Raw genomic sequence first — 12,056 nt, 5'->3', positions numbered from 1 at the left:
GTGCCGCGTGCGCGTGGCGCCCTCCGCCAGTCCCCGTTCTGGCTACCCACAGGGATGCGTCCCCTAAGGATCGCAGTTCCCGGGAAGGGGGCGCACGGGAGCAAAGGGCCCGTTGGGCATGCACCGTTGCACGCCGGCCTCTTCGCGGTCCACCGGACCGTCCCGATTGGACACGTTAGCCCGATTATGCGGGCTTGGGGCACTCAGGTCAGCCGAAGACGAGGGCTCCGACGACCGCGACGAGGAGCAGGGCGAGCAGGAGTAAGACCGCGGACAGCAGCACGCCTCCGGCCGGTCGGGGCGGCCGTTCCTCCTCCGGCCGGTCCCACCAGGGAAGCGTGGGGTCGTCCTCGTAGTCCTCGGCACCGCCGGGTCCCCCGGAGCGTTCGGGTGCCGTCGCCGGGCGGGGCCAGGCCTTGACCGCGAGTTCCCAGCGCACGGCGTGCCGTTCGGCGTCCGGGCCGGCCACGTCCGCGACCCGGCACAGCGCCTCGACGGCCTGCCGGGGCGGCGGCTGGACCGCGTTGAGGTAGCGCTGCCAGGAGGACTTGCTGTACGCGGTGCGCGCGCCCAGCGCGACCAGGCTGAGGCCGGTGCTGTCCTTGAGGAGCCGCAGGTGTTCGACGAAGTGCCGTACTTCCGGCGGGAGCTCGTCCGGCAGCGGCTGCCAGCCGCCCATCGTGCACCTCCCGGCATGCTTCGGCTCTTCGGTTCGCCCGCTCTGATCGGGTGACGATGCCGGGCGGCCGGTCGGTTCCCGTGGCAGTGACCTGGATCCGGTCACGTAGCGGAACGGTCACCTCCGTGCCACAGCGCACTGACAGGCGTTGAACAGGCCGATCCCGGTGCAGGAGTGTGGGTCGTGGCGGTGGTCCGTCCCTGCTCGGGGGAGGGGACGGGCCACCGTTGCGGAGCTCCGCTTCCGGGCGTCCGCCCGCCCTGAGAACGACCGTGGCCCGCGCCCCTCGGGGGAGGTGCGGGCCACGGTCGCGTCGTACGGGCCACGGTCGCGTCGTAACGGGGAACCTAGTTCTTCATCGTGAAGTGCAGGGTGTCCTTCAGGAACGGGATCTCCAGCCAGGGCCTGGGCTGGGCCATCATCGCCAGCAGGACGATCGCCAGGCCCAGGACGCCGTAGGTGACGATGTCCGTGAAGCGGGAGCGCACGGCGAGCATGCCGACACTCGGCAGGACCCAGCGCATCACCGCACCGGCCAGCAGGGCGGCGCCGATCAGCAGGGTCCCGTAGCGGAACACGTCGAGCGCGGTCAGCAGCAGGCCGATGCCGACCGCCGACAGCACGACGAGCATCGGCCACTGCCGGGCGGGCGCCGGGGCGTCGCCGGGAGCGGCCCGGCCGCCGCCCTCGGGGCGTGCGGTGTCCCGGGTGAACAGCGGGAAGCGGCGCGTGGTCCGCCTCGGGCGGCCCTCGGCGTCCGGCGCGCTGATCGCGTCACGGACCGTCGGCTCCGCGTCTCGGGGCGTCCTGGGGGTATGGAGATCGTCCTCAGCCGGCACTGCGCTCCGCCGCCTCGACCACGTTGACGAGCAGCTGCGCACGGGTCATCGGACCCACGCCGCCCGGGTTCGGGGAGATCCACCCGGCCACCTCGGCCACGTCCGGGTGGACGTCGCCCACGATCTTGCCCTCGGCGCTGCGCGAGACGCCGACGTCGAGGACGGCCGCGCCCGGCTTGACGTCCTCGGGCCGGATCAGATGGGCGGAGCCGGCGGCCGCGACGATGATGTCCGCGCGCTTGAGGTGGGCGGAGAGGTCACGGGTGCCGGTGTGGCACTGGGTCACGGTCGCGTTCTCGCTGCGCCGGGTGAGCAGCAGCGGCATCGGGCGGCCGATGGTGACACCGCGGCCGACGACCACGACCTCGGCGCCCTTGATCTCCACGCCGTAGCGGCGCAGCAGGGTCAGCACGCCGTTCGGGGTGCAGGGCAGCGGGGCCGGCTCGTTGAGCACGAGACGGCCGAGGTTCATCGGGTGCAGGCCGTCCGCGTCCTTGTCCGGGTCCATCAGCTCCAGGATCCGGTTCTCGTCGATGCCCTTGGGGAGCGGCAGCTGGACGATGTAGCCGGTGCAGGCCGGGTCCTCGTTCAGCGCCCGTACGACCGCCTCGATCTCCTCCTGCGTGGCCGTGCCCGGCAGCTCGCGCTGGATGGAGGCGATGCCGACCTCCGCGCAGTCGCGGTGCTTGCCGGCGACGTACTTCTGGCTGCCGGGGTCGTCCCCGACCAGGATCGTGCCGAGGCCGGGCGTGACGCCCTTCTCCTTCAGCGCCGCCACGCGGGCGGTCAGATCGGACTTGATCGCGGCTGCGGTGGCCTTGCCATCGAGAATCTGGGCGGTCATGCTCCCATCCTCGCGGATGACGGGCTCCGGGTTCCAATCCGGGTCCCGATCATGGACACCCCATGATCAATGATGTTGCACTTGCACAACACATAGCGAATGCGGCTGGACAAGTAAGAGCCCGCTAAAGAACGATGAGCACACAGTGCCGCGGGCAGTACCGGGGGGACGGACCGCATCTGTAGAACTCTCCTCCGCACCGTGCCGCGCGTCGTCCCCGCACTTGAACAACGGAGGAAAGACCGCCATGAGCTTCGGCGACCCGAACAACCCCTACGGCCCGCCGCAGGGCCAGCAGCCCGGTTACCCGCCCCAGCCGCCGCAGGGCCAGCCCGGGTACGGCTACCCGTCCACTCCCCCCGCCCAGCCCGGCTACGGCTACCCCGCCGCCCCGCCGGTCCAGCAGCCGTACGGCTACGGCATGCCGATGGAGATGCCGGGCCTGATCAAGACCGCCCGCGTGCTGCTGTTCATCGTGGCCGGATTCCAGTTCCTGGCCGGCATCATCATCGGCATCGCCGGCGCCGCCCTGCAGGACGGCTCCAACGCCCTGGGCTCCGGCGACGACACCAGCACGGCGACCGGCCTGGTCGTCCTGATCGCCCTGCTGATGCTGGCGCTGGGCAGCCTGTCGATCTTCCTCGGCGTGAAGTTCAAGAACGGCGGCAGCGGCATCCGCATCACGACGATCGTGTACTCGTCGCTGATGATCCTGGGCAGCCTGGCCAACATCGTGAACGGCGGGGGCGGTTCGGCCACCTTCGGCGGCATCATCTCCCTCGCCATCGGTGGCATCGTCCTCGCGGCGATGGTCAACGGCGCGGCCTCGACATGGTTCAACCGCCCGAAGTACTGAGCCGGTACGGAACCACACACAGCCAAGGGCCGTGTCCCGCCCCGGACGGGGGGACACGGCCCTTGTGCGTTCCGGACGCCTGCGTCGTCCGGCCGTGCTCAGTGGAAGAAGTGGCGCGTGCCCGTGAAGTACATCGTCACGCCCGCCTTCTTCGCGGCCTCCACGACCAGCTCGTCGCGGACCGAACCACCCGGCTGGGCCACGGCCTTGACGCCGGCCGCGGTCAGGATCTCCAGTCCGTCCGGGAACGGGAAGAACGCGTCGGAGGCGGCGTACGAGCCCTGGGCGCGCTCGGCGCCGGCCCGCTCGACGGCCAGCTTCGCGGAGTCGACCCGGTTGACCTGGCCCATGCCGACGCCGACCGAGGCGCCGTCCTTGGCGAGCAGGATGGCGTTGGACTTGACGGCCCGGCAGGCCTTCCAGGCGAAGGCGAGCTCGGCCAGCTCCCCGGCGGAGAGCGCCTCGCCGGTCGCGAGCGTCCAGTTGGCCGGGTCGTCGCCGTCGGCCTGCAGCCGGTCGGTCTCCTGGAGCAGCACGCCGCCGTCGATGGCCTTGACCTCGACCGGGTTGGCGGGGGCGCCGGGGGCCTTGAGCACCCGGATGTTCTTCTTCTTGGCGAGGGCCTCCAGGGCCCCCTCCTCGTAGTCGGGCGCGACGATGACCTCGGTGAAGATCTCGGCGACCTGCTCGGCCATCTCCTTCGACACCGGGCGGTTGACCGCGATCACGCCGCCGAACGCCGACAGCGGGTCGCACGCGTGGGCCTTGCGGTGCGCCTCGGCGACGTCCGCGCCGATCGCGATGCCGCAGGGGTTGGCGTGCTTGATGATCGCGACGCACGGCTCGGCGTGGTCGTACGCGGCACGGCGCGCGGCGTCCGTGTCCGTGTAGTTGTTGTACGACATCTCCTTGCCGTGCAGCTGCTCGGCCTGGGCCAGACCGCTGCCACTGCCGTCGACGTAGAGCGCGGCGGGCTGGTGCGGGTTCTCGCCGTAGCGCAGGGTGTTCTCGCGCTCCCAGGTGGCGCCGAGGAAGTCGGGGAACTGCGACTCGTCGACGGGGGCGTAGGAGGAGGCGAACCAGGAGGCGACCGCCACGTCGTACGCGGCCGTGTGCTGGAAGGCCTCGGCGGCGAGCCGCTTGCGGGTGGCGAGGTCGAAGCCGCCCTCCTTGACCGCGGCGAGGACGTCGGCGTACCGGGCGGGGCTGGTGACGACGGCCACGGACGGGTGGTTCTTGGCGGCGGCGCGGACCATCGACGGCCCGCCGATGTCGATCTGCTCGACGCACTCGTCGGGCGAGGCGCCGGAGGCGACGGTCTCGCGGAACGGGTAGAGGTTGACCACCACGAGGTCGAACGGCTCGACGCCGAGCTCGGCCAGCTGCCGCCGGTGGTCCTCCAGGCGCAGGTCGGCGAGGATGCCCGCGTGCACCTTCGGGTGCAGGGTCTTGACCCGGCCGTCCAGGCACTCGGGGAAGCCGGTGAGCTCCTCGACCTTGGTGACGGGGACCCCGGCGGCGGCGATACGGGAGGCGGTGGACCCGGTGGAGACGAGCTCCACGCCGGCCTCGTGCAGCCCGCGGGCGAGCTCCTCGAGCCCGGTCTTGTCATAGACGCTGACGAGCGCGCGACGGATGGCCCGCTTGTTGCTCTCGGCGGTCACTGGATAACTACCTTTCGTCCCTCAATGCGATAGCCGTTGCGGGCGATCCGCCCCACGACCTCGACGAGCAGCCTTCGCTCGACTTCCTTGATGCGCTCGTGCAGAGCGCTCTCGTCGTCCTCGTCCCGGACCTCCACCACGCCCTGAGCGATGATCGGTCCGGTGTCGACGCCGTCGTCGACGAAGTGGACGGTGCAGCCGGTGACCCTGGCGCCGTACGCGAGCGCGTCCCGTACGCCGTGGGCCCCCGGAAAACTGGGGAGGAGAGCCGGGTGGGTGTTGACGAACCGCCCGCCGAAGTGCGCGAGGAACTCCTTCCCCACGATCTTCATGAACCCGGCGGAGACGACCAGGTCGGGCTCGTAGGAGGAGACGGCCTCGGTGAGCGCGGCGTCCCACTCCTCCCGGGTCCCGTAGTTCTTCACCTTCCGCACGAAGGTCGGCAGCCCGGCCCGCTCGGCCCGCGCCAGCCCCTCGATGCCGTCGCGGTCGGCGCCGACGGCGACGATCTCGGCGCCGTAGGCCTCGCTTCCGGTGCGCGCGATCTCGTCGAGGAGCGCCTGCAGATTGGTGCCGGATCCGGAGACCAGCACGACGAGGCGCTTGGCCACGGGCTTGGCGGCCACGGTGGGGCCCTTTCTCGGGGGAGCGTCTAACGGCGGCCGGGCCCGTACGATTATTTGTGCATTCGTACGAATGCTTCGCGCCCCTGGATACGGGGAAGTCTACGAAGCGGCCGACCGCCAGCAACGATACCGGCACACGGAACGGGCCCCCACGGGACGGGTGCGTGGCCGGAAGGTAGCGTCTGGGAGGGAGCGGGCTCGGGAACGCGGTCGTCGTGCGGCGCGTTCACGCAGTGACAGCTCACGTCAGACGGGTCGTACCAGCCGTATACATCTAGGGGAAGACGCTCACTTGATGCCGGACCGCAGCCTGCGACTTCTCACGTTCCCCCCGCAGCCGGCGCTGGGAGGGGAGCGTGGTGCCGTGCTGCGCGAGCGGCCGGCCTCGCCGCCCGAGGCGCCCTCGGGCCGGGAGAACGGCAACGGCGACGGGCAGGGCGGCACACCGCAGGACGACAACCCGTTCGCGCCGCCGCCGGAGGGCACCCCGGACCGCCCGTGGCAGCCGCGGCGCCCCGCACCGGGATCCTCCGACGAGCACGACTCCCCCTGGGGCAACCAGTGGAGCGACCGCCAGCCCGGCCGCTCCCCCGGCGGTTTCGGCGAGCGCCCCGGAGGCGGTCCCGAGGATCCGGGCGGCGGACCCGGCCAGGGTCCCGGCCCGGGCATGCGCTGGGACCCCACGGACCCCGCCCAGCGCCGGGCCCGTTACGCACTCCTGTGCGGCATGTGGGCTTTCTTCTTCGCCCTCTTCAGCTGGCCCTACGTGGCCCTGCTGCTCGGCTCCCTGGCCATCTACTGGGGCGTGAGCGCCCTGCGTGCCAAGCCCCGCACCCCGAACCCGGACACCCCCGCGTCTGAGCAGACCGGCCGCCCCCAGACCACGGCGGCCGTCAGCGGCCTGGTCACGGCGTCCCTGGCGCTCGCCCTGGTCGCAGCGACCTTCACGGCCCAGCTGGTCTACCGCGACTACTACACCTGTGTGAACGACGCCCTCACCAACCAGGCCAAGCAGTCCTGCGACCAGCTGCTGCCGCACGAGCTGCGGGGACTGCTGGGGACCGGCAAGGGCTGACACCCGGCCTCCCGGCGCCGGGCCCCTCACGCGGTGTCCGCGTCCGGAGCGTCCGGTTGGGCCGAGGCCTCCTTGAGGGCCGCCCAGCGAGCCGCGCGCGATGTGTCGTCGTGGTGCCAGGTGAGGTCCTGCGGGTCGCCGGCCGGCAGGAAGCCGTACGCGGCTTCCGTGTTGTCGACGGGCAGGAAGTCGTACGCGTCGTACGCGGCTTGCGTGCCGTACGACTGCGCCCCCCTCGTGCCGAGCGCGTCCTTCGCGTCGTGCGCCTCTTCGGCGTGCGGCTCGCGCGCGGGCGGCGACGCGGGCTGCGCCGGCAGCTTTCGGGCCGAGACGATCGCGGCCGGTACGGCTCCCGGCTCCCGGGAGCGAAGGCCCCGCAGCCGCCAGGCCCGCAGCCCCAGCACCACCGGAACGGCGACGACCGTGATCCAGGCCGCCGTGGCGAGCCCCGCCTGCCACCACACCGGACCGAACCGGGCGAGCGCGGCGACCCCCAGCGGCCCGCCCGCGAGCTCGGCGAGCGTCGCGAACACGAGCGCGCACACCCCGGCCGCCATCACCGCCGCCCCGGCGGTCCGTGCCGCCGACCAGCCAGGCACCCGGCGCCACGCCTTCCCGGCCCCGCCCCCCGGCTCCCCCCGCCGCACGGCCACCCGCACCGTGAACCACGCCACCGTCACCCCCGCCACCACCGGCACCGCCCCGGCCGCCCAGTTCAGCGGCCCGCCGGCGCCCGCCTCCGGCACCGCCGCCAGCAACGGGAACGGCGGCAGCAGCGGCGCGGGATTCGAGGCGAGCGGGTTCACCAGGTGCCCGGTCCCGAGCGCGAAGCCGGGGCCGAGGGCATAGGCCGCCGACCACACCGCCGCGTTGGGAGCCAGGGCCGCGCACAACAGCAGGACCGCGAACTGCCCCGACCAGCCCTCCGTCAGCTGGCCGAAGGACGCGCGCGCGGGCCCGCCGTGCCCCACCAGCGACACCAGGAGCAGCAGCGCCCCGCCCCCGAAGAGCACCACGGTCCCGGCACCGGCGGCCCGCACGGCCGCGATCAGGCCCGCCCGGCCGACCGGCCCCAGGAGCCGTCGGCGCACCGCCCCCGGCAGCGGCACCAGCACGCTCAGCACCGGCTCGCGCGGACGGCCGTACGCCGTCCACACCCCCACGCCCGCCGCCCCCGTCGCGACGAGCGGCAGGCACACCGCCACCCACCCCCACTCGGGCCGCAGCGCACCGCCGGAGGCGTACAGCGCGGCGCAGCCGCCGACGGCGAGATAGCCGAGGACGACGCCCGCCCACGCCGTCTGCGCGTCGACCGGCGGTGGCCCTTCGGGTTCGACGGGCGCGTCCACCGCGTCGCGCGCCGCCCGGTACACCAGCAGCACCGGCAGCACCAGGAGCAGCAGCGGGGTCACGCCCATGGGCGCGGGGGCGCCGGAGAGCGTCTCGGTGCGCACCAGCTCGACACCGTGCGCGAGGAGCCACAGCGCACCGGCGATGTGCAGGGCGCCGCCCGGCCCGCTGTCGGGGTAGGGCGAGCTGATCCACAGCACCATCACGGGCACGGCGAACGAACCGAGCCCGAGCCCGGCCGCGAGCGCCCCTTCGAGGACGCTCGCGCCGAGTCCGGGGGACCGGTCGCGCATCCGGGTGAGCAGGGGGGACAACGACAGTCGGCGAACGGTCATCTGGGGCACGACCGCCATGCTCCCAACGACACGCGCTTTCCCGTCGTAACGGGCGAACCCCCGAAGTGTCGCTCAATATATGTTTATGTACTTTTTCGCACGAAGGGGCGCACGGTGACACAGAGCCCTGAGAGCCCGCTGCCACCGCCCAAGGAACGCCGACGCCTGCGCGAGTCCCGGTCGCTGACGCAGGCTCAGGTCGCCGAGCGGATCGGCGTCAGCCGCGAGACCGTACGCGCGTGGGAGACCGGCCGCACCTCCCCGAGGGGCGAGAGACGGGAGGCGTACGCCCACCTCCTGGCGTCGCTCGCGGCGGACGCGGCGAACCCGGCCGGCCCAATGGACGAGGCGAAGGCGACGGGCCGTCAGGAGGCCATGCCTGCCGGGGAGGACACCGCGCCCCAGCCCAGGATCCCCGCTCCGGCCGCCCCCTCCCTGACGCCCGCACAGGCATTCGATGCCCTGTACGCGTTCTGCGCCCCCGCCCTCGTACGCCAGACGTACCTGCTCACCGGGCGGCGCGAGCTGGCCCGGGAGTCCGTGGAGCGCGCCTTCCAACTCGCCTGGCAGCAATGGCCGGAGGTGGCCCAGGACCGCGATCCGGCGGGCTGGGTACGGGCGACGGCGTACGAGTACGCCCTGTCCCCCTGGCACTCCTTCCGCCCGCGCTACCGGCACCCCGAGCCACCGCCCGCCGACGCCGCCGACCGCACCCTGCTGCACGCGCTCCTGAAGCTCCCGCCCTCGTACCGCCGCACGCTGCTGCTCTACGACGGCGTCGGCCTCAACCTGCCGGAGACCGCGGCGGAGACGGAGGCGAGCACACCGGCGGCGGCGAACCGGCTCACACACGCGCGGGCCGCGCTGGCCGAGCATCTCCCCGAGCTGTCGGACCCCGTCGCGCTCCACCGGCGGCTGGCCGAACTCGCCTCCACGGAGCGGCTGCGGGCGCCGCAGCCGACGACGGTCCGGACCCTCGGCGAACGCAGGACCCGGTTCTGGACCCGGGCCGCCATCGCCTTCACGGTCGCCATCATCGGCGCGACCTCACTCACGCTGCGCACCGCGCCGACCCGGTACGAGGCACCGCTCGCCCCGGCGCAGGCGGTTCGCGGGGTTCCGCCGAAGGCCGCGCTGGGTCCGCTGTCCAGCGCCGAACTGCAGCTGCGGGCGAAGCTGCGGGCGGCCTCGGCGCGCGGACCGGAGAGGGTACTGCCGCTGCCCCGGTGAGCCCGTGCGCCCCCGGCATGCGGAAGGGCCCGCACCCCCGTGAGGGTGCGGGCCCTTCCCCGGTGATCCGGGGTGCCGGCCGGCCGGGCCGTGCTCAGTCGCCGAGAATGGCGCGGGCGAGCTTCGCCGTCTCGGTCGGCGTCTTGCCGACCTTGACGCCGGCGGCCTCGAGGGCCTCCTTCTTCGCCTGGGCGGTGCCGGACGAACCGGAGACGATGGCGCCGGCGTGGCCCATGGTCTTGCCCTCGGGGGCGGTGAAGCCCGCGACGTAGCCGACCACCGGCTTGGTCACGTTCTCCTTGATGAAGGCCGCGGCCCGCTCCTCGGCGTCGCCGCCGATCTCGCCGATCATGACGATCAGGTCGGTGTCGGGGTCGTCCTGGAAAGCGGCCAGGGCGTCGATGTGCGTGGTGCCGATGATCGGGTCGCCACCGATGCCGACGGCCGTCGAGAAGCCGATGTCACGGAGCTCGTACATCATCTGGTACGTCAGCGTGCCGGACTTCGAGACCAGGCCGATACGGCCCGGCTTGGTGATGTCGCCCGGGATGATGCCGACGTTCGACTGGCCCGGGGTGATGATGCCGGGGCAGTTCGGGCCGATGATGCGGGTCTTGTTGCCCTTCTTGCCGGCGTACGCCCAGAAGGCGGCCGTGTCGTGCACGGCGATGCCCTCGGTGATCACGACGGCCAGCGGGATCTCCGCGTCGATGGCCTCGACGACCGCGTCCTTGGTGAACTTCTCCGGCACGAAGATGACGGAGACGTTGGCGCCGGTCTTCTCGATGGCCTCGGCGACCGTGCCGAACACGGGTACCTCGGTGCCGTCGAAGTCAACGGTCTGACCCGCCTTGCGCGGGTTCACGCCGCCCACGACGTGGGTGCCGTCGCCCAGCATGAGCTTGGTGTGCTTCATGCCCGTGGCGCCGGTCATGCCCTGGACGATGACCTTGCTGTCCTTGTTGAGCCAGATAGCCATGGTGTGTTGGTGTCCTCGTCCTGAGTGCTTACTTGGCGGCGTGGGCCAGCTCGGCGGCCTTGTCCGCCGCGCCGTCCATGGTGTCGACGCGCTGCACCAGCGGGTGGTTGGCGTCCGTGAGGATCTGCCGGCCCAGCTCGGCGTTGTTGCCGTCGAGGCGGACGACGAGCGGCTTGGTGACGTTCTCGCCCCGGTCCTCGAGGAGCTTCAGGGCCTGCACGATGCCGTTGGCGACCTCGTCACAGGCGGTGATGCCGCCGAAGACGTTGACGAACACGGACTTGACGTCCGGGTCGCCGAGGATGATCTCCAGGCCGTTCGCCATGACCTGGGCGGAGGCGCCACCGCCGATGTCCAGGAAGTTGGCGGGCTTGACGCCACCGTGGTTCTCGCCGGCGTAGGCGACGACGTCCAGGGTGCTCATGACGAGACCCGCGCCGTTGCCGATGATGCCGACCTCGCCCTCGAGCTTGACGTAGTTGAGGTTCTTCGCCTTGGCGGCGGCCTCCAGCGGGTTGGCCGCGTCCTTGTCGTGGAGCTCCTCGTACTCGGGGTGGCGGAACTCGGCGTTCTCGTCGAGCGACACCTTGCCGTCGAGGGCGATGACCTCCCCGGAGGCGACCTTGGCCAGCGGGTTGACCTCGACCAGGAGGGCGTCCGACTTGATGAACGTGTCCCACAGCCTGACGAGGACGTTCGCGACCTTGTCGGCGACCTCGGCCGGGAACTTGGCCGCGGCCACGATCTCCTGGGCCTTGGCCTCGTCCACACCGTCGATGGCGTCGATCGCGATCTTCGCGACGGCCTCGGGGCGGGTGGCCGCCACCTCCTCGATCTCCATGCCGCCCTCGACGGAGGCGATGGAGAGGAAGGTGCGGTTGGCACGGTCGAGGAGGAAGGAGACGTAGTACTCCTCGACGATCTCCGGCGCGGTCTCGGCGATCATGACCTTGTGGACCGTGTGGCCCTTGATGTCCATGCCGAGAATGTCCGTCGCGCGGGCGACGGCCTCGTCCGCGGAGGCGGCCAGCTTGACGCCACCGGCCTTGCCGCGACCACCGACCTTCACCTGCGCCTTGACGACCGACTTGCCGCCCAGCCGCTCGGTGATCGCGCGCGCCGCCTCAGGCGTGTCGATGACTTCACCGGCCAGCACCGGTACATCGTGCTTGGCGAAGAGGTCCCTCGCCTGGTACTCGAACAGGTCCACGCGCTTCCGTCCCTATCAGTGATCTCGCGGTTCGTTGGATGCGTGGGCGTGCCGCGAAGGGCAACGTGACGTCCGCATGTGTCACTAGGGGGGCGCACACGGTGTCCGAGCGCGCGGCATGTCCGTCTCGCAGGTTATCGCCGCTTGCCGGGGGTCCCTAAATCGAGGGTCACACCTGAGCGGTGATACCTGTCACATGATGCCGGGTTTGCTGGCACGGCGTGCCGAAGCGGCGAGGCCTCACCGGGCTGGGGTTGACCCGGTGAGGCCTCTGGAACGGCCCACAAGGACCCGGGCTGGCTGATCCCCACCCCAATGGGGACCAACCGACCCCAACCGTGAGGTGTCGGTCGGACGCACCGACGGTAT

The 12,056-nt window shown here is 72.0% G+C and carries 11 protein-coding genes; 3 read left to right on the top strand and 8 right to left on the bottom strand.

Annotated features, from left to right (window positions below):
• Positions 1 to 208: 208 nt before the first annotated feature.
• The 3 genes from Q8A52_RS07980 to Q8A52_RS07970 all read right to left on the bottom strand — a co-directional run bounded on the left by Q8A52_RS07980 (position 209) and on the right by Q8A52_RS07970 (position 2,362).
• Entirely contained in the window at positions 209 to 679 is a 471-nt protein-coding gene (locus Q8A52_RS07980) for a helix-turn-helix domain-containing protein (RefSeq protein ID WP_316747541.1), read from the bottom strand.
• A 347-nt stretch (positions 680 to 1,026) separates the two neighbouring features.
• Positions 1,027 to 1,518 carry a DUF3017 domain-containing protein gene (locus tag Q8A52_RS07975; RefSeq protein ID WP_316747540.1) on the bottom strand — a complete coding sequence of 164 codons (492 nt, stop codon included), beginning with the start codon at positions 1,516 to 1,518 and terminating at the stop codon, positions 1,027 to 1,029.
• Positions 1,508 to 2,362, bottom strand: a complete 855-nt coding sequence (locus Q8A52_RS07970; RefSeq protein ID WP_316747539.1) for a bifunctional methylenetetrahydrofolate dehydrogenase/methenyltetrahydrofolate cyclohydrolase — start codon at positions 2,360 to 2,362, stop codon at positions 1,508 to 1,510. Before Q8A52_RS07970 ends, Q8A52_RS07975 begins: the two co-directional genes overlap by 11 nt.
• A 247-nt stretch (positions 2,363 to 2,609) precedes the next feature.
• Between Q8A52_RS07970 and Q8A52_RS07965 the strand changes: the two genes are divergently transcribed.
• On the top strand, positions 2,610 to 3,218 hold the full coding sequence (locus tag Q8A52_RS07965) for a hypothetical protein (RefSeq protein ID WP_316747538.1): 609 nt from the start codon (positions 2,610 to 2,612) through the stop codon (positions 3,216 to 3,218).
• A gap of 98 nt (positions 3,219 to 3,316) precedes the next feature.
• On the opposite strand, the gene purH is transcribed toward Q8A52_RS07965, so the two are convergent.
• On the bottom strand, positions 3,317 to 4,882 hold the full coding sequence (purH, locus tag Q8A52_RS07960; RefSeq protein ID WP_316747537.1) for a bifunctional phosphoribosylaminoimidazolecarboxamide formyltransferase/IMP cyclohydrolase: 1,566 nt from the start codon (positions 4,880 to 4,882) through the stop codon (positions 3,317 to 3,319).
• Positions 4,879 to 5,508 (bottom strand): phosphoribosylglycinamide formyltransferase, encoded by a 630-nt coding sequence (purN, locus tag Q8A52_RS07955; protein ID WP_316747536.1) that lies wholly within the window; start codon positions 5,506 to 5,508, stop codon positions 4,879 to 4,881. The genes purH and purN overlap by 4 nt, the downstream gene beginning before the upstream one ends.
• 295 nt (positions 5,509 to 5,803) lie before the next feature.
• Between purN and Q8A52_RS07950 the strand changes: the two genes are divergently transcribed.
• Positions 5,804 to 6,583, top strand: coding sequence for a hypothetical protein (locus Q8A52_RS07950; RefSeq protein WP_316747534.1), 780 nt, complete (start codon positions 5,804 to 5,806; stop codon positions 6,581 to 6,583).
• A gap of 26 nt (positions 6,584 to 6,609) precedes the next feature.
• Here the strand turns inward: Q8A52_RS07950 and Q8A52_RS07945 are convergent, their stop codons facing one another.
• Positions 6,610 to 8,286 carry a cell division protein PerM gene (locus Q8A52_RS07945; RefSeq protein ID WP_316747532.1) on the bottom strand — a complete coding sequence of 559 codons (1,677 nt, stop codon included), beginning with the start codon at positions 8,284 to 8,286 and terminating at the stop codon, positions 6,610 to 6,612.
• A 96-nt stretch (positions 8,287 to 8,382) separates the two neighbouring features.
• Between Q8A52_RS07945 and Q8A52_RS07940 the strand changes: the two genes are divergently transcribed.
• Positions 8,383 to 9,498 (top strand): helix-turn-helix domain-containing protein, encoded by a 1,116-nt coding sequence (locus Q8A52_RS07940; protein ID WP_316747531.1) that lies wholly within the window; start codon positions 8,383 to 8,385, stop codon positions 9,496 to 9,498.
• A gap of 94 nt (positions 9,499 to 9,592) precedes the next feature.
• Here the strand turns inward: Q8A52_RS07940 and sucD are convergent, their stop codons facing one another.
• Together sucD and sucC are read right to left on the bottom strand one after the other, a co-directional pair.
• The gene (sucD, locus tag Q8A52_RS07935) at positions 9,593 to 10,477 is read right to left on the bottom strand and encodes a succinate--CoA ligase subunit alpha (protein ID WP_316747529.1); all 885 of its coding nucleotides are present in this window, start codon (positions 10,475 to 10,477) and stop codon (positions 9,593 to 9,595) included.
• A gap of 28 nt (positions 10,478 to 10,505) precedes the next feature.
• The gene (sucC, locus tag Q8A52_RS07930) at positions 10,506 to 11,687 is read right to left on the bottom strand and encodes an ADP-forming succinate--CoA ligase subunit beta (RefSeq protein WP_316747527.1); all 1,182 of its coding nucleotides are present in this window, start codon (positions 11,685 to 11,687) and stop codon (positions 10,506 to 10,508) included.
• Positions 11,688 to 12,056: the final 369 nt, after the last annotated feature.

The organism is Streptomyces herbicida (genome assembly GCF_032656585.1).
Lineage (GTDB): Bacteria > Actinomycetota > Actinomycetes > Streptomycetales > Streptomycetaceae > Streptomyces > Streptomyces herbicida.
The sequence above is the reverse complement of the archived record's forward strand: the minus strand, read 5'-3'. Positions and strand labels throughout refer to the sequence as shown.